Raw genomic sequence first — 20,644 nt, forward strand, 5'->3', positions numbered from 1 at the left:
GAATGAATGAAAAACAGATAAAGCTTATGCAGAAAAATATTGAAGTGAAAAAATACGAAAAGCTGAAAGAAAAACAGCTGGAACAGTATATTTTGGCAACAAAACATTCTGAAAACAAGCAAATGGATGATCTTTCTATCCAATCTTATATGTATCGTGGAAGTTAGGTGAAGCCAAAGTGGAAACTGAAACTGAAAAACAAGAATTCGGTAAATTTCAATGGTTTTTCTTTGTTATATTTATTCCGATGATTTTCACTTTAACGTTAGTCGGTGTTATTTTATCCGTAGCAGGCTTTGATGTACTAGGAAAAGCCAAATCAACATTAAAGGAAATACCTGTCGTTGAAAAATTATTCAAAGAAGAAGAAGAAACACCCGCTACTTCTCAAGTTATGAAAGAAGAAGCTCAGAAAAAGGAAATAAAGAAGCTTGAAGAAACGGTTGAGGAACAATCAGTGATGATTACCGCTCTTGAAAAGGATTTAACGAATAAAGAAAAAGAAGTTCAAACCCTCACACAAGAAATAAGCTCATTGGAAAAACAACTTGAAGAAATTAAAAATACAGAAGCAGAAACAAACAATCAAAAAAAGGATATTTCTAGCTTATACGACAATATGAGCAGTAAGAAAGCAGCGGAGATTATTCCAAATTTATCTCAAGAAGATGCTTTGTTAATTCTTACTTCATTAGATGATAAGCAAGTTGCTGATATATTAGCAAAAATGACCGTTGAAGATGCAGTGAAATATACCGGGTTATTGTCTTCTAACGAAGAGTAGAAGGGAGGTGGAAAAGTGAAAATTGCAAATTTGTTTGATGTTCAAAGCTTTTCACAAAAAAAGACGAATCAGAGCAGTACTGGAAGTAGCTTTAAAGATTTTATAGGTTCTGTACAACAACAATCTCGACATGAACAGCCCACTGCTGTAACCCCTAAACAAGATGTACAACAAAAGGAGTTATTAACAGAAGTTAAGAATGAGATAAAAGAAATTCTAGGGAATCAGCTAGGTGAAGACACAACCATTAAAGATCTATCTGAAGAAGATCTTTCAAGTATACAAACAAGTATGAATGAGCTGTTAAATCAGTTTACATCATTAGAAGACTTACTAAACTCAACAGATAAACTTCCTTTTGGGATTAGTATCTTAGCCTTGGCTATTAGAATAGAAGATATCGCTAAAACGGACGGTTCCGTTGACATGTCTAATATAATGGAAAAGCTACATGCACTATTAGAAAGTGAGTTCCCAAGCTTTTCTCCAGCGGATGACCTTAACGTCGATAATTTGTTTTTTGCACTAGAAAATATGAGTAAGGAAGATAAAGCTTTATTGGAAGGTCAAATGATTATTAGCAAAGCAAGTGAACAAGTTTTAGATGATTTACGCTATTATAGTAAACTCCTAAGCTTAATGGAAAACCCTTCCGAGGCAAATTATTCCAAAAATTTGCTTAAAGACTCTCTATTAGCTGATTCTGATGTAGCTGATCACTTAAAACAGATACTCACATCAGATGATTTATCTAAAGTTAAAGAACTACTGACAAAGCTAATGACTGTAGTCGATTCAGCAGAAAATACGGATCAAAATAATTCATTTAATAAAGAGTTAGTTGCTAGTCAACATAACTCAGGTCTTTCATTAAATTCAGTTTCTGTTCCAGAAGAAACCTTTACAATTCAATTAGACAAATTCGTACAAAAAGATCAGTTTATGACCGTTGCTGAAAATAAAAATACAAATATATTAACTTCGACTAAAGAAGAATTCACAAATAAAATGATCGAGTTGCTGAAAAATAGTAGACTCTCTCAATTTAACAATGGTACAAGCCGTTTGGTTATAAATTTGACTCCAGAGCATCTTGGGTCCATTACAATTAGAATTGTTCAACAGCAGAATGGTGAAATGGTTGCGAAAATCATTGCTGCCACACAATCAGCAAAAGAATTGTTAGAACATAGTGGATCTCAGCTAAGGCAGGCATTACCAAATGTAAATATAGAGTTTGAGAGATTTGAAGTTTTTACTGATGATTCCTCTAAATTCCTAAGAGAAAATAAAGACCCTAAACAAGGAAAAGAACAAAACAATCAAAATGCAAATTCCGATCAAGAAGAACAAAATAATGTGAACTTTAAAGATTCACTAAATGATGCATTAAACATTTCAATTTAAGGGGGCTGCTTATGTCTGTATCTATAGATCCGAGCTTATTATTGTCGAACAATACAAAAACTCGTAATTCTGGATCCAATCTTGGAAAAGATGAATTTTTAAAAATACTTATGACACAACTTCAAAACCAAGATCCATTAAATCCGATGGAAGATAAAGAATTTATTTCACAGATGGCTAACTTTTCATCACTTGAACAGATTACCAATATGAATTCCTTAATGCAAAAGTTTTTAGATACACAAAAAACAACCGATTCTATTTTAAAATATTCAGAGATGATTGGTAAATCTATTGAATGGTCAGATTCAGGTGCTGAACAAACTGGAGTTGTAAAAGCAATCAAACAAAAAAACAATAGCATAATTCTTGAACTTGATAATGGGAAAGAAATTACGAGTGATTTAGTAACAAAAATCAGCCAGCCTGAGTAAGGGGGTGTGTTGATGATGACGTTACCTATTAAACCTGTTACTTCACAAACATTAGATGCAATGAAATCCAGAACTAATGTTTTAAAATCTCAAACTTTATTTAAAGAAGTTCTGAGTGAGTTGCAAAACCCAACTTTAAAGATTAGTAAACATGCACAAGAAAGAATTCAGCAAAGAGATATACATATCTCTGACAATGATTGGAATTTGATCGAAGAAAAAGTGCAGGAGGCAAGCTATAAAGGTGTGACGGATTCACTCGTTATCTTGCAGGATGCTGCTCTTATCGTTAGTGCAAAGAACAAAACAGTTGTTACGGCAATGAATATTGAAGAAGCGAAATCTCAAATTTTCACCAATATAAATGGAACAATTATTATGGATTAAAAAGCTGGCCCTGCTAGAGGAAGCTTATGTTGTGGATCGACTGAAACAACGAAATCCAAAAAATGAGGGAGAGAAAAGTAAATGTTACGTTCAATGTACTCAGGTATCAGTGGTATGAAAAACTTTCAAATGAAGCTAGATGTTATCGGAAATAACATCGCAAACGTTAATACGTATGGTTATAAAAAATCACGTACAACATTTAAAGATTTAATCAGTCAGCAGATCTCAGGTGCAGGTGCAGCAAACGGTGCCCGTGGTGGAACAAACGCACAGCAAGTTGGTTTAGGTACACAGACTTCATCTATAGACGTAATTCATACAACAGGTGCGACACAAACAACAGCTAGAACACTTGATTTGGCATTATCAGGTGATGGGTTCTTTCCAGTTGCAACTATTTCAGATCTAGCCCGTGTTGGAGTTGACCGTGGAAACCAGATGGGGAACAACGTGATTACAGGTGCAATTGACCGTGCAATGAACCTTAGTTACACAAGAGCCGGGAACTTTTATATGGATGATAGAGGATATTTAGTAACTTCTGATGGGTTGTTCTTAGTTGGTGAAACTGGGGAAAAAACTCTTCCAACTGATGCGGCTATTACAAAAGCAAATGAAGCTTTAACTGCTATTAATACTTTTGAAGATTCTTATAAAAAAGTACTTGATGCAGTGAAAGTACTTGAAAATAAGTCTAACACTCTTTTAACTGCTTATAATGAATACGAAGATGCCATAGCTACAGGGAACAATACTAAAATTACATCTGCTAAAACAGCAGCAGACAATGCTCTTAAAGACTTTAAGGAATATGTAACAGGTGATGTAAATGGTGGCTATAATGGAGTGGGTTACGATAACGCAGCAAAACAATTTAATGATGCTTCTACAGGAGCTGTAAAGGTTTTAAATGATAAAATCACTACTTATAACGGTAAAGCTCCCGTTTCAGATATTATTACACCAGTAAGTTCAAATGTTGCTGTACTACCTACAGCCGAATATCCACAAAATAACCCGACAGCAGATTCTATTACTGATGACATCAGTAAGATTAAGGCTTTGTTAGACAAAATCACAAATTCAAAGGTTGACTTGGATCAAGTTGCACAATCAGTCGTTACATTTGAAAACTCAGCTGAAAACCTTACTACTCCGAAATGGTCAGACGCCCTAAGTGGAGAAGCGGGTCTTATTCAAATCCCACTTGACGCTCAAAGCTTCTCAATCGGCCCAGACGGAACAGTTTCATTCGTTAACAGCAGTGGTCAATTAAATGTAGCTGGTCAAATTCGTTTAGCAAACTTTGCTAACGCAGGTGGTCTTGAAAAAGCTGGTGGAAACTTATTCAGAGAATCTTCCAACTCAGGCTCTGTTGACAAAAATGCTAATGGAATTCAATTAGACGAGCTTTTCGCACCGGGTACTGATGGAGTTGCTTCTATTGTTGCCGGCGCACTTGAAATGTCAAATGTTGACTTATCAGAAGAATTTACTGAAATGATTGTAGCTCAACGTGGATTCCAATCAAATACAAAAATAATTACAACTTCAGACGAAATACTACAAGAACTAGTGAACCTAAAACGTTAATAAGGGGGGAAGGGGCTGATATATAGCTCGGCTACTCAGCTCCTGTAAATATGATTCAAGTTACTAGGTTGAATGGTAAATCATTTACCTTGAATGCATTATATATTGAGGTAATTGAATCATTTCCTGACACAACAATTACTCTAACAAATGGTCACAAATATGTTGTGAAGGAGAATGAACAAGAGGTTCGATCAAAGATCTCTTCCTTCTATAGAAATATAAATGTATTGTCGCTGAGAAAAGACTCGGAGGTCTTGGGAGATGAATAAGAAGCTTTTAACGATAATGCTTGTCATTATAAGTTCTATAACATTGATTGGGGTTACAGCCTTAGTTGTTGTTACAAAATTTCTTGGAGATGAAGATGAGCATAAAGCACCTCCAATTAAAGAGGTGGTCGAGGCATCTGTAGACATACCGGAAATAACCACAAATTTATCCAGTGGTAATATAGTACGACTATCATTTAAAATTGAAACAGACTCAAAAAAGGCCAAAGAGGAATTAACACAACGTGAGTTTCAGGTTCGCGATATAATCATTTCCGAATTGGCTAATATGAACGCGGATCAGCTTGATGGTGCTGAAGGTATGAATAAACTAAAAGAAACAATTACAGTGAAAGTAAACGAGTTGATGCAAGAAGGCAAGGTCAATAAGGTTTATACCACTTCCTATATCCTTCAATAGAAAATACTGACAAATTTTAATGGGAGGTGAAAACTTTGGCAGGTGATATTTTATCACAAAGTGAAATTGATGCCTTGCTATCTGCCATTTCAACAGGTGAAATGGATGCAGATGAATTAAAGAAAGAAGAATCCAATAAAAAAGTAAAGGTTTATGATTTTAAACGTGCTTTGCGATTCTCAAAAGATCAAATTCGAAGTTTGACCAGAATTCACGATAACTTTGCGAGACTATTAACAACACACTTTTCAGCTCAATTAAGAACATATATACAAATAACTGTTGGTTCTGTTGACCAATTACCATACGAAGAATTTATTCGATCTATTCCAAAGATGACCGTATTAAATATATTTGAAGTACACCCTTTGGAAGGTAGAGTGTTAATGGAAGTTAATCCTAATATAGCATACGCTATGATGGATCGAATTATGGGTGGTATTGGTGCAAGTGTTAACAAAATTGAAAATTTAACAGAAATTGAAACGAAAATTATTTCAAATATTTTTGAAAAATCATTAGAAAACTACCAAGAAGCTTGGGATTCTTTAGTTGAAATTGATCCTGTAATGGCAGATTTTGAAGTGAACCCTCAGTTTTTACAGATGGTTTCTCCGAATGAAACAGTTGTTGTTATATCATTGAATATCCAAGTGGGAGAAACGAGCGGGATGATAAATTTGTGTATCCCACATGTTGTTTTGGAGCCAATCATCCCAAAGCTTTCTGTACATTATTGGATGCAATCTGATCGTAAAGAGCCTAAGCAAAACGAGATTGATGCCTTGAAAAAGCAAATTAATCTTGCTGATCTTACAGTGTCTGCAGAATTGGGGTCATCTGAATTATCTATTCAGGATTTTCTTCAATTACAACCTGGAGATGTCATTCCATTAGATCGTACGATCGATCAACCATTGGTGGTTAAAATAGGTGACAAGCCAAAGTTTACTGGACAACCAGGGAAATTAAACAAAAAATTAGCGGTTCAAATTATTGACCACTTATCGAGAGGTGACGAAGATGGTGAGTAATGATATGTTATCTCAGGATGAAATTGATGCTTTGTTAAAAGGATCAAGCGTTGATGAAGAAGAAACTCCTGCAGATACAAATGAAGAAGAGCAATTAAAGAACGAGGATTACTTCAGTGAAATGGAAGAAGATGCGATTGGGGAAATTGGTAATATTTCGTTCGGTAGTTCTGCAACAGCTTTATCGACACTACTTCAACAAAAGGTTGAAATTACAACACCGAGTGTTTCAATTGTTCATAAAAATAAACTTGGAGATCAGTTCCAACATCCTTATGTGGCAATTGAAGTGAATTATACAGAGGGCTTTTCTGGAAGTAACATTTTAGTCATTAAACAAAGTGATGCAGCCATTATTGCTGATTTAATGATGGGTGGAGATGGAACAAATCCTGATGATATGCTTGGAGACATTCAAGTAAGTGCTGTTCAGGAAGCAATGAACCAAATGATGGGTTCAGCGGCTACATCAATGTCTACTATCTTCAATAAAAAAGTAGATATTTCACCACCAACAGTTGAGCTCCTAGATGTAAATGAGACTGAGGATGCTAATACTATACCTAATGAAGACTTGTTAGTTCAGGTATCGTTTAGACTAAAAATCGGTACATTAATTGATTCGAATATCATGCAATTATTACCTTTATATTTTGCTAAAGATTTAATTGATCAATTAATTAACCCATCACAAGAGGTTGCTGTTACAGCTGAAGCAGTGAAAGAGGAAGAGACTATTCCTCAGCCAACAGTTCAGCACCAACAATACGAAGAACCTGTTCCTCAACAACCAATGTATCAACAGCAGCAACAACAATATGAACAACCAATGTATCAACAACAGCAACAACCATATATGGGGCAACCTAATCATCAGATGCATGCTCCACCACCACAATATGCTCAACCACAGAGACCTCAGCCGACAGTTAATGTGAAGCCAGCTGAATTTGCGAGTTTTGAGCCTGTGCAATATCAGCAACAAGACATACAAAATCTTGATATGCTTTTAGACATCCCTCTAAAAGTAACAGTTGAACTTGGTAGAACAAAACGTTCTGTAAAAGAAATTCTTGAATTATCATCTGGTTCTATTATTGAATTGGACAAGTTAGCTGGAGAGCATGTTGATATTTTAGTGAATAATAAAATTGTGGCTAAAGGTGAAGTAGTTGTCATTGATGAGAATTTTGGAGTCCGTGTTACAGATATTATTAGTCAATCTGAACGTTTAAACAAACTTAAATAATTAATATAGTAGGAGTGGGGAAACTATGGCACACAAGATTATGATTGTAGACGATGCAGCTTTTATGAGAATGATGATTAAAGATATATTAACTAAAAATGGATATGAAGTAGTTGCTGAAGCAGCAGATGGAGCTCAAGCTGTTGAAAAATACAAAGAACTTCAACCAGACTTGGTAACAATGGATATTACAATGCCTGAAATGGATGGAATCGCAGCGTTAAAAGAAATAAAGAAATTAAACAGCAATGCAAAAGTTATTATGTGCTCAGCGATGGGGCAGCAAGCAATGGTTATTGATGCAATCCAAGCTGGAGCAAAGGATTTTATTGTTAAGCCATTCCAAGCAGACCGTGTATTAGAGGCGATTGGAAAAACTTTAAGCTAAAGGTGGAGTGACATTGCTTCGTAGAAACTACGTCATCTTGATTTTATTAGCTCTTATTTTATTCTCTCCGCAAGCTGCGTTTCATGTGCTTGCGGAGGATTCTTCAAACAAAAGCGTATATGAAAATATCAATGATGAAGAACAAACTCAGAATCCTGACGAGACAAACATTGTTGAAGACGATCAAGTAAGTCCGGATGCAAATGTCCAAGGTGATGCTTTATCTGTCACTGCATTTGATTTTATTAAAATGTTCTTTGCACTTGGTATAGTCCTTTTTCTTATCTATTTTTTATTAAAGTTTGTAACAAAACGAAACAGAGTATTTCAGCAAGGACAAGCAATTATTAATCTTGGCGGTACAAATGTAGGACAAAACAAATCAGTACAAATGGTGAAAATAGGTGACAGAGTTTTAGTAGTTGGTGTAGGTGAGTCTATTTCTTTGTTAACGGAAATTAATGATGAAGAAGAAAGTAAGAAGATTATTCAGGAGTTTGAGCAAAAGCATGAACGAGTTGTTGAATCAAAAGACTTCATACAAAAAGTGTTCTCATTTATTCAGCAAGGTGCAAAAGGACAGAAACATAATGAGTCACCAATGACATTTTCAACAAAGTTAAGTGAGCAATTGGAAAAAATGAAAAAAGAGCGGACAAAACAGATTGAGGATATTGAAAGAAAGGGTTTAGACAAGCATGAATGAGTTTATGGAGTTTTTTAACAATAGCAACCCTGAAGATGTCAGCACCTCTGTAAAGCTCCTTTTATTATTAACAGTTTTATCGATAGCACCTAGTATTTTAATCTTAATGACTTGTTTTACTAGAATAATAATAGTTTTATCCTTTGTTCGAACGTCACTTGCAACACAATCTATGCCACCAAATCAAATTTTGATCGGAATCGCGCTATTTCTAACATTTTTTATAATGGCACCAACCTTTTCACAGGTAAACGAACAGGCGTTAACGCCTCTTTTTAATGAGGAAATTACGTTAGAAGAAGCTTATGATCGAGCTGCAATTCCATTTAAAGAGTTTATGAGTAAACATACAAGGCAGAAAGATTTGGCGTTATTTTTAAACTATGCTGGAATTGAACAACCGGAATCAGTAGAGGATATTCCTTTAACAGCACTTGTGCCTGCATTTGCTATTAGTGAGATTAAGACAGCATTTCAAATTGGATTTATGATATTTATTCCTTTCTTAGTTATTGATATGGTTGTCGCAAGTATTCTTATGTCAATGGGGATGATGATGCTTCCTCCAGTAATGATTTCATTACCTTTTAAAATATTATTATTTGTTTTAGTTGATGGTTGGTATTTGATTATTAAATCATTGTTACAAAGTTTTTAGAATGGGTGTGAACGAATGAGTTCAGAATTTGTTATTTCCTTAGCAGAAAAAGCCGTATACACAACGTTAATTATTTGTGGACCATTATTACTATTAGCCTTGGTTATCGGTCTTGTTGTTAGTATTTTTCAGGCTACAACTCAAATTCAAGAGCAAACTCTTGCGTTTATCCCGAAAATCGTGGCCGTTTTGGTGGGGCTTATCTTTTTTGGGCCTTGGATGCTTTCTACTCTAGTATCCTATGCACAAGATATATTCGGAAACTTAAATAGGTTTGTGGGCTAGAATGATCACAATACTAGAGAATTATCCGGCTTTTCTTTTAATTTTTATGAGGATAACAGCATTTTTCGTTACAATGCCTTTCTTCTCATACCGTAATATTCCTAATACTCATAAAATTGGTTTTTCCTTCTTTTTAGCGTGGATTATGTTTTTCTCATTAGATCCTCCTGCTATTGAAGTAGATGGGCAATTTATTATGCTGATAGTAAAAGAAGTGCTTTTGGGATTAACAATTGGATTTTCAGCGTATTTTATCCTTGCTGCAATACAAATTGCCGGAAGTTTTATTGATTTCCAGATGGGTTTTGCGATAGCGAATGTTATTGATCCGCAAACAGGTGCACAAAGTCCTCTTGTTGGTCAATTTTTATACACATTTGTCCTCTTATTTATGATTACGACAAATGCTCATCATTTATTGCTTGACGGAGTTTTTTATAGCTACCAATTTGTTCCTATTGATCAACCTTTTCTTCCAATGGGTGAAGAAAGTGTTATTGAATTTATTGTTGAGTCATTTAATTCAATGTTTATCATTGCGTTTCAAATGTCTATCCCGGTGGTAGGCTCACTATTTTTAGTTGACATTGCTTTAGGGATAGTAGCTAGAACGGTGCCTCAGTTAAACATTTTCGTTGTTGGCTTGCCATTGAAAATTGGTGTAAGTTTTATCATGTTAATTTTAGTTATGGGAGCTTTATTTATGCTGATGCAGCAGTTATTTGAAACAATGACTTATACAATGAGAGGACTTATGGAGTTGTTCGGAGGTGGAGGCAATGAATCTTCTTAGATTAGATCTACAGTTTTTTGCAGGAGAGAAAACGGAAAAAGCCACACCACGAAAAAAGCAAGATGCAAGGAAAAAAGGGCAAGTAGCGAAAAGTGCAGATGTTAATACAGCAATATCACTTTTAGCCATATTTTTATCGTTTTTATTCATTGGCGCATTTATGAGAGATCGTATCTTGCTTATGATGAGAGGAACTTTTCAAGATTATTTGCTTATTGAATTATCAGATCAAAATGTTCATGACTTATTTATTACATTATCTTATCAGTCTGCTATTATTCTGGCACCTGTAATGGGGGTTGCTTTAGTTGCTGGTGTTTTGGCTAATTATTTACAAGTAGGGTTTTTATTTTCAACTGAAGCTATACAAATGAAGTTAAATAAATTAGATCCAATTCAAGGCTTTAAGCGTATTTATTCAATGCGTGCCATTGTTGAATTATTAAAATCATTATTGAAGATTTCATTTGTGGGATTTGTTACTTTTTCTGTTCTTTGGTTAGATATTGAGAATGTTTTACGATTGTCGCAAATGACAGTTGAACAATCTTTAGTATATATTGCTACTTTAACAGTAAAAATGGGGTTGTTTGCCTCAGCAGCTTTATTGCTATTGTCACTATTAGACTATCTTTATCAGCGTTATGATTATGAAAAAAACCTAAAAATGTCGAAGCAAGACATCAAGGATGAATATAAAAAATCTGAAGGTGACCCTCTTATTAAATCGAAAATTAAGCAAAGACAACGTGAGATGGCAATGAGACGTATGATGCAGGATGTTCCAAATGCCGATGTAGTCATTACGAATCCCACTCACTATGCGATTGCTTTAAAATATGATGAAACAAAAATGGATGCCCCCTTTGTTGTAGCAATGGGCGTGGATCTTGTTGCACAGAAAATAAAAGAAATTGCAAAAGCAAATGATGTTGTCATGGTGGAAAATCGACCATTGGCAAGGGCCTTATATGCCCAAGTTGATATTGGACAAGCAATCCCTGATGAGTTTTTCCAGGCGGTTGCAGAAATTATTGCTTATGTTTATCAAGCTAAGTCAATTTAGTCATAAATTGATCGTTTCTGATATAAAAGGCTATCTAGAAACTTAATGTAGAATGCTTGGAGTAGAAATCTTAGAAGGTGTGTTAACACAGCTAAAGATAGATAGAATGGGTTTTAAGGAGAGATAAACAACATGTCCGGAAAAGATTTATCTGTATTACTTAGTGTTATCTTAATAGTAGCAATGCTGATCATTCCGTTCCCGGGCTGGTTATTGAGCTTTTTAATTATTATTAATATTTCTCTTGCATTATTGGTCATTCTTACGTCAATGAATATGAACGAGCCTTTACAGTTTTCAATTTTTCCATCTTTAATACTACTTTTAACACTTTTCCGTTTAGGGTTAAATGTTTCAACAACAAGAGCCATTCTTGCCGAAGGAGATGCAGGTAAGGTTGTTGAAACATTTGGTACCTTTGTAACTGGTGGGAATGTTCTTGTAGGTTTTGTTGTTTTTACGATCTTAATTGTTATCCAATTTGTTGTCATTACAAAGGGATCTGAACGTGTATCAGAGGTTGCTGCTCGTTTTACACTCGATGCAATGCCAGGTAAACAAATGAGTATTGACGCTGATTTAAATGCAGGAATGATCTCTGAACAACAGGCACGTGAGCGACGAGATAAAATTGCTAATGAAGCAGATTTTTACGGGGCAATGGATGGTGCTAGTAAATTCGTTAAAGGTGATGCGATTGCTGGTATTATCATGGTTCTTATAAATATGTTATTTGGAATCATAATCGGTATGATGCAATTAGGAATGCCGATTGGTGAAGCGGCTTCTCATTTTACAATGTTAACAGTTGGAGATGGAATAGTGAGTCAAATACCTGCACTACTAATCTCAACTGCAACAGGTATTGTTGTTACACGAGCAGCTTCGGAAGGTAATCTAGGTACTGACATTACTTCACAGCTTTTTGCTTATCCGAAAATGCTTTACGTAGCGGCAGGGACGATCTTTTTATTAGGAATCTTTACTCCAATTGGTATTTTACTAACATTACCGATTGCTGGTTTGTTAGCTTTTGGTGGCTATATGATTACAAGATCAAAAGCTCAAGACATTCCGGATGAAGAAGAGTTGGAACAGGAAATAGAAATGGATGAAATGAAAAGCCCTGAGAGTGTGGTAAATCTATTGAATATTGATCCAATTGAATTTGAATTCGGATATGGATTAATTCCTCTTGCTGATACAAATCAAGGTGGGGATCTTTTAGACCGTGTAGTTATGATTCGTAGACAATTAGCAATTGAATTAGGTATCGTTATTCCTGTTGTACGTATACGGGATAACATTCAGTTGCAACCTAATGAGTACCGATTAAAGATAAAAGGAAATGAATTAGCCAAAGGCGAGATTCTTCTTGATCATTATTTAGCGATGGCACCTGGAATTGAAGATGATTCAATTGAAGGAATTGATACCATTGAGCCATCGTTTGGTTTGCCTGCAAAATGGATTACAGAAGAAATGAAGGACACGGCAGAAATGTATGGATATACGGTTGTAGATCCACCATCTGTTGTTTCTACACACATTACAGAGATTATCAAACAACACGCACATGAGCTATTAGGTCGACAAGAAACTAAACAATTAATAGATCACTTAAAAGAATCTTACCCAATTTTAGTGGAAGAAGTAACACCATCACCACTTGGTATTGGGGATATTCAAAAAGTTCTTGCAAAGCTTTTAAGAGAAAAGGTATCTATTCGAAACCTACCTATTATCTTTGAAACATTAGCGGATTTTGGAAAAATGACTTCAGATACTGAACTATTAGGAGAATATGTTAGACAAGCGTTGGCTAAACAAATTACCTCTCAATATGCTGATCAGGAACAAATGATGAAGGTTGTCACCTTATCAGGTAGGGTAGAAAAGCTTATAGCAGAAGGTGTCCAACAAACTGAGCATGGAAATTACTTATCATTAAGCCCGGATGTTTCACAACAACTAATTGAAGCCATTGCAAAAGAAATTGAAATGCTATCACTTCAACAACAAACACCAATTGTATTATGTTCACCTGCAGTGAGAATGTATGTTAGACAGCTAACAGATCGTTATTTCCCTCAGGTACCTATATTGTCATATAATGAATTAGAAGCAAATGTCGAAGTACAGAGTATCGGGGTGGTAAACGTCGAATGAAGGTAAAAAAATATGTTGCACCATCTATGCAAGAAGCAATGAAAAAAATCCGTGCTGAAATGGGTAATGATGCAGTTATTTTGAATTCCAAAAGTATTCAAACAGGTGGGTTTTTAGGTCTTTTTACTAAAAAAAAGATCGAAGTGATTGCTGCTATGGACCCGGATACACAAGTAGATCAGCAACCAAAGAAAGAAACAAAAGCATTTGTTCAAGAAAACACGGTATCACAAACGAAGTTCAATTCCGAGCTAGCAAATCAAAATACACCAAAACCAGTTGAAAAAGTAGCTGATCACAAGCCCCTTTTAGACGAAATAAATGAGTTGAAGCGTCTTGTTCAAACCATTTCCAGCGATGAAAAAATGGAACTATATCCTGAACCGCTTCAACTGCTTTTACAAAAGATGATCAAACAAGACATTAGTTCATCTTTAAGAACTCAAATTATGGGTGAACTTTTGGAATATTGGTATAACGAAAAGGGTAACGTTACAGTTGAACAGCTAATTAAGAAACAACAGGAACTCTTTGCTAGCCGTATTTCCAATCTTGAATTTGGTGGAATTTCTTATAAAAAGAAATACATTAATGTTATTGGCCCAACAGGAGTAGGTAAAACAACTACATTAGCGAAATTAGCTGCTGAATGTGTGTTACAAAAGAAGAAAAAAGTTGCCTTTATCACAACTGACACCTATAGAATTGCAGCAATTGAACAGTTAAAAACATATGCGAAAATTTTAGACGTTCCAATGGAAGTTTGTTATACAATTGAAGATTTTAAAGAAGCTAAAAAGAAACTTTCTATGTATGATTATGTATTTATCGATACTGCAGGACGAAATTTTTTAGAAGAAAAGTATGTTTCTGATTTAGAAAAGATTATTGATTTTAATGAGGAAATGGAAACGTATCTTGTTCTTGCTGCTACAGCAAAATCTTCTGATATGTTAGCTGTATATGAACAATTTTCTGTCATTCCAATAAGTAAACTTATCTTTACAAAGTTAGACGAAACAGCAACAAGAGGAACATTGTTTGATGTCATGATAAAGACAAAAAAAGGTATTGCCTATACGACCCATGGTCAAGATGTCCCAGATGATATTGAAGCAGCTACACGAGAACGTATAGTCGAACAAATGTTGAGGTAATCAAATGGTAAATGATCAAGCAGAACGTTTAAGACAAAGACTAAATAGCCTAAAATCTCAAGCCAAGTCAATTGCGGTAATGAGTGGAAAAGGCGGGGTTGGTAAGTCAAATTTTTCCCTTAATTTTTCACTAGCTTTACAAAAAGAAAATAAACGAGTTTTATTATTTGATTTAGATATAGGTATGGGTAACATTGATATCTTAATTGGAGAAAGTTCTAAATATTCAATTGTTGACTTTTTCCAAAAAGATTTATCACTTACTGATATTATTTCAACTGGACCAGATGGATTGGAGTATATTTCTGGTGGTAGTGGGCTAGGAACTATTTTCAAACTTGATGAGACAAAATTCCAACGATTTCTACAGCAGTTAGATCTTTTATTTAAAGTATACGATTATATTATCTTTGATATGGGGGCCGGAATTTCAGAAGATAGTTTGCGCTTTTTACTTTCTGTTGATGAAATTATTGTTATTACAACCCCAGAGCCAACATCAATGACAGATGCTTATTCAGCTATTAAACATGTGTGTCTGAACCACCCAACAATACCTTTTTCAATTGTGGTAAATAGGGCCTTCAACAAAAAGGTTGGTGACTCTACTTATAGGAGATTCGCACAAACGATTACACAATTTTTGGGGCGTCAGGTTTCATTATTAGGTATCATACCCGACGATTCAACGATCATGAAAGCTGTTATTGATCAAAAACCAGTATTGTTATATCAACCTAATTGTCAAGCTAGTAAGGCTTTAATGACAATTTCAAAGGACTTTATACAAATAAAGTCAAATGATGTAGAAGTAGTTGATTCAACACCTTTTATATCGAAATTAAAAAATTTCTTCATGAAGGGTAGGTAAACAATAATGGGGAAAATTCGAGTGCTGGTAGTGGATGATTCAGCTTTTATGAGAAAGCTAATTACAGATTTTCTAGTTGAACATGAGAGCATTGAAGTCGTAGGAACGGCTAGAAATGGTGAAGATGCGCTAGCAAAAATTGAAGAGAAAAATCCTGATGTTATAACCCTTGATGTTGAGATGCCTGTTTTGAATGGACTTGAAGCTCTAAAAGTTATTATGAATAAATATCCTCGTCCTGTCATTATGCTTTCTAGTACGACAAAAGAAGGTGCTGAAAATACGATTTTATCTCTGCAATACGGAGCATTTGATTTCATCACAAAACCTTCTGGAGCCATTTCTTTAGATCTTCACAAAGTAAAGGAAGAGTTAAAGGAAAAAGTAATTTTAGCTCATTCTTCAAACCGAAATAAAACAATAAGTCGATTTAGGGAAAAAAAGACTCCACTTACAGTGAATGAATATAGTAAAATAGACTCAATGGATTACAAAAGCCCTACTTCCTTCGACAAAAACCATCTTAAGTCATCAATTGTTTGCATAGGAACATCAACTGGAGGACCTAGGGCTTTGCAACATGTATTAACAAAAATACCAGCAAACATTGATGCTCCAATTTTTATTGTTCAGCATATGCCACCTGGTTTCACGCATTCACTGGCTAGTCGATTGAACTCGATTTCTTCCATTGAAGTGAAGGAAGCAGTTAATGGTGAATTAGTCAAGAAAGGTACAGCTTATATTGCACCGGGTGGATCTCATCTGAAAATAGTAAAAACCGGTACATCACTTACTATTAAAATTGACCAGTCTGACATAAGAAATGGACATCGTCCTTCTGTAGATGTAATGTTTGAATCTATTAGCGAACTAAAAGATTACCGCAAAGTAGCTGTAATCATGACTGGAATGGGATCGGATGGTTCAGAAGGTTTGAAGAAGCTAAAGTCAACGGGAGCTGTAAAAGCTATTTCCGAATCTGAGCAGACATCTGTTGTATACGGGATGCCTAAAGCAGCAGTAGCAACAAATCTGGTAGATAAAGTTGAAAATGTTGAAAATATAGCAGCGGCTATTATGAACTTTTTGACAAATCAGCGTTAAAGAACATTTTTCGTTTTGATGTGTACCATAATCATTTTTCCAAATATAAATAAATTACTTAACTTGATACTTAGGGGTGTTACCGTATGGAAATGAATCAATACCTAGAAGTCTTTATTGAAGAAAGTAAAGAGCATCTACAAGCTTGTAATGAGAAATTACTAGAATTAGAGAAAAACCCAACTGATCTATCAATTGTCAATGATATTTTCCGTTCGGCACATACACTCAAAGGAATGAGTGCAACAATGGGTTACGAAGATTTGGCTAGTTTAACACATCAAATGGAAAATGTCTTAGATGCTATTCGAAATGAAAAGCTATCTGTTTCTGCTGAGATTCTTGATGTTGTTTTTGCTTCTGTTGATGATCTAGAGGAAATGGTTTTCTCTATAGCAGAAGGTGGAGATGGTAAGAAGGATGTTTCAAGAGTAGTTGAAATGTTAAAGAAAATTGAAAATGGTGAAGCCGTTGCTGAAGAGTCATCCCCTTCAAACGAGGTAACTCTTTCACAATCAATTCAAGATTATGATGATTATGAAAATGCCGTTATTCAGCAATCAAAAGAACAAGGATTTTCAGCATATGAATTAACGATTACTTTAAGAGAAGATTGTTTGTTAAAAGCTGCTCGAGTATTTATGGTATTTGAAATTCTAGAGCAGGCTGGTGAAGTTATTAAGTCCGTTCCATCAGTTGATCAGTTAGAGGAAGAAAAATTTGATCATCAATTCACTGTTGCAATTGTAACAAAGGATTCTTCTGAAGATATTCAAAATAAAGTAATGAAAGTTTCTGAAATTGATAGTGTAAATGTTCAACCAATCGTAGTATCTGAAAGAAATATGAAACAAGCTCATGAAGAAACTTCTCAACAACAATTAACAGTAGCTGAGGAAGAAGTACCAAAACATGTACAAGCCAAGGAGCAAGTTAAAACAGCTTCAAAGCAGGTTGCTGCTACAAGCACAAAGACGATACGTGTTAATATTGAGCGTTTGGATATTTTAATGAACCTTTTCGAAGAGTTGGTTATTGACCGAGGTAGATTAGAGCAAATTTCTAAAGATTTAAATAATAATGAGCTTAATGAAACTGTAGAAAGAATGTCTCGTATCTCTGGGGATTTACAGAATATTATCCTAAATATGCGAATGGTACCAGTAGAAACTGTGTTTAACCGATTCCCACGAATGATTAGACAACTTGCTAAAGATTTAAACAAAAAAATAAATCTTGAAATTATCGGTGCAGAAACAGAGCTTGACCGCACAGTTATTGATGAGATCGGAGACCCATTAGTTCACTTACTTCGAAATGCGATTGACCACGGTGTAGAAATGCCAGATGTTCGTGTTAAAAATGGTAAAAGTGAAGAAGGTAATGTTGTTTTAAGAGCTTATCATAGCGGAAACCATGTTTTCATTGAAATTGAGGATGATGGGGCTGGAATTAATCGTGAACGCGTTTTGAAGAAAGCGTTAGATAGAGGAGTAGTAACAGAGCAAATTGCTTCTACACTAACCGATAAACAAGTTTATGAATTAATTTTCTCCTCTGGATTCTCTACTGCTGACCAAATTTCAGATATCTCTGGTCGTGGAGTAGGTCTGGATGTTGTAAAGAGCACGATTGAATCATTAGGTGGAACAGTATCAGTAGATGCTCAGGAAGGAAAAGGTTCACTTTTCTCTATCCAGCTTCCTCTTACATTATCGATTATTTCAGTTATGTTAGTTGAATTACGTAAAGAAAAATATGCAATTCCGCTATCTTCAATCATTGAAACAGCTGTTATTAAAAAGGATGAAATTCTACAAGCACATAATCAAAAAGTAATTGATTTCCGTGGGAAAATTGTGCCGTTAGTCTTTTTATCTGAAATCTTCGAAGTACCAGAAGAAAGTGAAAATGAAGATTTTGTTTCGTTAATTATTGTACGTAAAGGTGACAAAATGGCAGCACTTGTCGTTGACTCTTTCATTGGTCAGCAGGAAATCGTTTTAAAATCCCTTGGAAATTACTTGAACTCAGTATTTGCCATCTCAGGTGCTACTATTTTAGGTGATGGTCAAGTAGCGTTAATCGTTGATTGTAATTCTTTAATAAAATAGAGCCATTAATTATAAGAGTGGAAAATGGAATTGACTTTTCCGGTAGTAGACGTTGGCTTTTTATTCTTTTGTTATTAAAACCAAGATGATGATATTTTCTTTTGAAAGGGGATTAAACGATGAGTGAACATATATCTGGTGACTTAAAAGTTATCGTTTTTCAATTACAAGACGAGGAATACGGAATTCCTGTACAACAAGTTCGTTCTATTGAAAAAGTTCAACATATTACGAGAGTACCAAGAACAGCTTCATATATTAAAGGAGTAATAAATTTACGTGGAGTTGTTACACCTATTATTGATTTACGAAAAAGATTTGGATTAAAAGTACTTGATGATACAGAGAGTACAAGAATGATTATTGTTTCCAAAGAAGATATGGAAGTTGGGTTTATTGTAGATGCAGCAAATGATGTTATTGATATTCATCAAGACATTATAGAGCCTGCACCTGAAGTTGTTGGGGCTGTGGAAGTTGAGTATATACAAGGAGTAGCCAAATTAGATAAAAGATTAATTGTTATGATTGATTTGGAACAAGTCCTGAAAAGTAATGACGAGCGGTCTCTTCTCGGTGTATAGAGGGAATTTAAATGGATTATATTAATTTTATTTCATCAACACATATCGATATATTAAAAGAAGTAGGGAATATAGGTGCTGGCCATTCAGCAACTTCATTATCGAAGTTGCTGGAAAAAAAGATAGATATGAATGTTCCAGATGTTAAGATTGTTTCCTTTAATGATCTAATGGAATGGGTAGGCGGTCCTGACGTTGTCATAGCTAGCGTTTTCTTAAGGATTGAAGGTGATATCCCAGGCTCCTTATTCTTTGTATTGAGCATTGAACAAGCGGAACGTTTTATCAAACAGCTTATAGGCGATGATCAATTTACATTAAAAGAAACACCATATAATGAATTGGGATTATCTGCATTTCAAGAGCTCGGTAATATTTTAACAGGATCATATTTATCATCATTATCTGATTTGACAGATTTAACAATTTACCCTTCAGTTCCTGCTCTTACAATTGATATGTTTGGTGCTGTTATGAGTCATGGCTTAATTGAGTTATCACATGCCGGTGATTTTGCAATTATCATTGACACTGCCATTAAGGAAGAGGATCAGTTAGAAGAAGATTCAGTAAAAGGGCATTTCTTTCTCTTACCAGATCCTGATTCCTTTAAAAAGTTATTTGATGCACTTGGGGTAAATGATGAAGAATGAGTCAATTGAAATTGTAAAAGTTGGAATAGCAGATTTAAACATAGTGAAATCACCACAGCGAATTCGCACCTCAGGATTAGGATCTTGTGTAGGTCTTATTTTATTCGATAGGATCTATCAAATAGCAGGACTGGCTCATGTTATGCTTCCAGATTCAACATTAGCAAATCAATCTACTATTAATCAGGCAAAATATGCAGACACTGCTGTTCCACTCCTGATCGACAAACTATTAGAGGCAGGAGCAAAAATGAGGTCTTTGCAAGCTAAAATGGCTGGTGGTGCTCAAATGTTTCAATTTCAAACAACGAGTGACATGATGAGAATCGGCCCAAGAAATGTAGATGCTGTAAAAGAGGTACTTCAAACATATAACATACCTTTACTAAAAGAAGATGTTGGTGGTAATAGTGGAAGAACAATCGAGTTTGATCCGATAACATGTGAATTAATGATTAGAACGGTAAATCAAGGTGTGAAAATTATTTAACTTATAAAAACCTAGCCTG

Annotated in this window: 24 protein-coding genes; all 24 read left to right on the forward strand. The window is 34.9% G+C overall.

Annotated elements, in window-relative coordinates; all coding sequences use genetic code 11:
* Positions 1-2 precede the first annotated feature (2 nt).
* A complete protein-coding gene (locus tag ACEWK1_RS04005) occupies positions 3-167 on the forward strand; it encodes a flagellar FliJ family protein (RefSeq protein ID WP_416635752.1) in 165 nt (54 codons plus the stop codon).
* 11 nt (positions 168-178) lie between these two features.
* The gene (locus ACEWK1_RS04010; protein ID WP_121661409.1) at positions 179-784 is read left to right on the forward strand and encodes a MotE family protein; all 606 of its coding nucleotides are present in this window, start codon (positions 179-181) and stop codon (positions 782-784) included.
* 15 nt (positions 785-799) lie between these two features.
* Positions 800-2,191 carry a flagellar hook-length control protein FliK gene (locus ACEWK1_RS04015; RefSeq protein WP_251393897.1) on the forward strand — a complete coding sequence of 464 codons (1,392 nt, stop codon included), beginning with the start codon at positions 800-802 and terminating at the stop codon, positions 2,189-2,191.
* 11 nt (positions 2,192-2,202) lie between these two features.
* Positions 2,203-2,625, forward strand: a complete 423-nt coding sequence (gene flgD / locus ACEWK1_RS04020) for a flagellar hook assembly protein FlgD (protein ID WP_416635740.1) — start codon at positions 2,203-2,205, stop codon at positions 2,623-2,625.
* Between the two features lie 12 nt (positions 2,626-2,637).
* Entirely contained in the window at positions 2,638-3,012 is a 375-nt protein-coding gene (locus ACEWK1_RS04025; protein ID WP_416635741.1) for a TIGR02530 family flagellar biosynthesis protein, read from the forward strand.
* A gap of 144 nt (positions 3,013-3,156) precedes the next feature.
* Positions 3,157-4,608, forward strand: coding sequence for a flagellar hook-basal body complex protein (locus ACEWK1_RS04030; RefSeq protein WP_416635753.1), 1,452 nt, complete (start codon positions 3,157-3,159; stop codon positions 4,606-4,608).
* 50 nt (positions 4,609-4,658) lie between these two features.
* Complete coding sequence (locus ACEWK1_RS04035) at positions 4,659-4,880, forward strand: flagellar FlbD family protein (RefSeq protein ID WP_121661413.1); 222 nt, start codon at positions 4,659-4,661, stop codon at positions 4,878-4,880.
* Positions 4,873-5,301, forward strand: a complete 429-nt coding sequence (gene fliL / locus ACEWK1_RS04040) for a flagellar basal body-associated protein FliL (protein WP_251401692.1) — start codon at positions 4,873-4,875, stop codon at positions 5,299-5,301. The genes ACEWK1_RS04035 and fliL overlap by 8 nt, the downstream gene beginning before the upstream one ends.
* 35 nt (positions 5,302-5,336) lie before the next feature.
* On the forward strand, positions 5,337-6,335 hold the full coding sequence (gene fliM, locus ACEWK1_RS04045) for a flagellar motor switch protein FliM (protein ID WP_121661415.1): 999 nt from the start codon (positions 5,337-5,339) through the stop codon (positions 6,333-6,335).
* Complete coding sequence (gene fliY / locus ACEWK1_RS04050; RefSeq protein ID WP_416635742.1) at positions 6,325-7,584, forward strand: flagellar motor switch phosphatase FliY; 1,260 nt, start codon at positions 6,325-6,327, stop codon at positions 7,582-7,584. Before fliM ends, fliY begins: the two co-directional genes overlap by 11 nt.
* A gap of 25 nt (positions 7,585-7,609) precedes the next feature.
* Positions 7,610-7,972 carry a response regulator gene (locus ACEWK1_RS04055; protein WP_098796304.1) on the forward strand — a complete coding sequence of 121 codons (363 nt, stop codon included), beginning with the start codon at positions 7,610-7,612 and terminating at the stop codon, positions 7,970-7,972.
* A 13-nt stretch (positions 7,973-7,985) separates the two neighbouring features.
* The gene (locus ACEWK1_RS04060) at positions 7,986-8,678 is read left to right on the forward strand and encodes a flagellar biosynthetic protein FliO (protein ID WP_416635743.1); all 693 of its coding nucleotides are present in this window, start codon (positions 7,986-7,988) and stop codon (positions 8,676-8,678) included.
* Positions 8,671-9,336, forward strand: coding sequence for a flagellar type III secretion system pore protein FliP (gene fliP, locus ACEWK1_RS04065; protein ID WP_098796306.1), 666 nt, complete (start codon positions 8,671-8,673; stop codon positions 9,334-9,336). The genes ACEWK1_RS04060 and fliP overlap by 8 nt, the downstream gene beginning before the upstream one ends.
* Before the next feature lie 15 nt (positions 9,337-9,351).
* Complete coding sequence (fliQ, locus tag ACEWK1_RS04070) at positions 9,352-9,621, forward strand: flagellar biosynthesis protein FliQ (protein ID WP_098796307.1); 270 nt, start codon at positions 9,352-9,354, stop codon at positions 9,619-9,621.
* A 1-nt stretch (position 9,622) separates the two neighbouring features.
* The gene (fliR, locus tag ACEWK1_RS04075) at positions 9,623-10,414 is read left to right on the forward strand and encodes a flagellar biosynthetic protein FliR (protein WP_416635744.1); all 792 of its coding nucleotides are present in this window, start codon (positions 9,623-9,625) and stop codon (positions 10,412-10,414) included.
* Entirely contained in the window at positions 10,401-11,480 is a 1,080-nt protein-coding gene (flhB, locus tag ACEWK1_RS04080; protein ID WP_121661419.1) for a flagellar biosynthesis protein FlhB, read from the forward strand. The genes fliR and flhB overlap by 14 nt, the downstream gene beginning before the upstream one ends.
* Before the next feature lie 132 nt (positions 11,481-11,612).
* Complete coding sequence (flhA, locus tag ACEWK1_RS04085) at positions 11,613-13,649, forward strand: flagellar biosynthesis protein FlhA (RefSeq protein ID WP_416635745.1); 2,037 nt, start codon at positions 11,613-11,615, stop codon at positions 13,647-13,649.
* Entirely contained in the window at positions 13,646-14,806 is a 1,161-nt protein-coding gene (gene flhF, locus ACEWK1_RS04090) for a flagellar biosynthesis protein FlhF (protein WP_251401708.1), read from the forward strand. The genes flhA and flhF overlap by 4 nt, the downstream gene beginning before the upstream one ends.
* Positions 14,807-14,810: 4 nt before the next feature.
* The gene (locus ACEWK1_RS04095) at positions 14,811-15,677 is read left to right on the forward strand and encodes a MinD/ParA family protein (RefSeq protein WP_121661422.1); all 867 of its coding nucleotides are present in this window, start codon (positions 14,811-14,813) and stop codon (positions 15,675-15,677) included.
* 6 nt (positions 15,678-15,683) lie between these two features.
* Positions 15,684-16,784 (forward strand): protein-glutamate methylesterase/protein-glutamine glutaminase, encoded by a 1,101-nt coding sequence (locus tag ACEWK1_RS04100; protein WP_121661423.1) that lies wholly within the window; start codon positions 15,684-15,686, stop codon positions 16,782-16,784.
* Positions 16,785-16,870: 86 nt separating this feature from the next.
* Positions 16,871-18,898, forward strand: a complete 2,028-nt coding sequence (locus ACEWK1_RS04105) for a chemotaxis protein CheA (RefSeq protein ID WP_121661424.1) — start codon at positions 16,871-16,873, stop codon at positions 18,896-18,898.
* Between the two features lie 119 nt (positions 18,899-19,017).
* On the forward strand, positions 19,018-19,482 hold the full coding sequence (locus tag ACEWK1_RS04110; protein ID WP_251393905.1) for a chemotaxis protein CheW: 465 nt from the start codon (positions 19,018-19,020) through the stop codon (positions 19,480-19,482).
* Positions 19,483-19,493: 11 nt separating this feature from the next.
* On the forward strand, positions 19,494-20,135 hold the full coding sequence (locus tag ACEWK1_RS04115; protein ID WP_121661426.1) for a chemotaxis protein CheC: 642 nt from the start codon (positions 19,494-19,496) through the stop codon (positions 20,133-20,135).
* Entirely contained in the window at positions 20,125-20,625 is a 501-nt protein-coding gene (locus ACEWK1_RS04120; RefSeq protein WP_121661427.1) for a chemotaxis protein CheD, read from the forward strand. Before ACEWK1_RS04115 ends, ACEWK1_RS04120 begins: the two co-directional genes overlap by 11 nt.
* Positions 20,626-20,644: the final 19 nt, after the last annotated feature.

Source organism: Metabacillus sp. YM-086, assembly GCF_048059995.1.
Classification (GTDB): domain Bacteria; phylum Bacillota; class Bacilli; order Bacillales; family Bacillaceae; genus Metabacillus; species Metabacillus litoralis_B.